The sequence below is a fragment of the Sulfitobacter sp. HI0129 genome, assembly GCF_001635395.1.
Lineage (GTDB): Bacteria > Pseudomonadota > Alphaproteobacteria > Rhodobacterales > Rhodobacteraceae > Sulfitobacter.
Map to the genome: position 1 here is coordinate 1 of NZ_LWGH01000082.1, position 266 is coordinate 266.

General features: G+C 59.8%; 1 pseudogene. It reads right to left on the minus strand.

Annotated elements, in window-relative coordinates:
* Positions 1–266: pseudogene (locus A3764_RS00840) on the minus strand (M3 family oligoendopeptidase); the annotation flags it as partial.

Below are 266 nucleotides of genomic sequence, written 5' to 3' on the forward strand. Positions count from 1 at the left end.
ATAGGCCCAGAAGGTTTCATAGCCTTCCATGAAGTCAAAGGCCGGGCCGAGGCTTTCGGCCTGCACGGACATCCAGAGCGCGTTGATGTCATCGGGGGTAAGCTCTCCGCCGCGCCGCGCCTCGTGCAGCTTGCATTCGAAGTCGTAGAAGGCGATCTGACGCACGACCGTGTTGATCATGTCCTCGACCTTGCCGGCCAGCAGCACCTTGCGCTCCGCGTCGGATTTGGCGTTTTCCAACATCTTGCGGAAGGTCAGCATCTCTC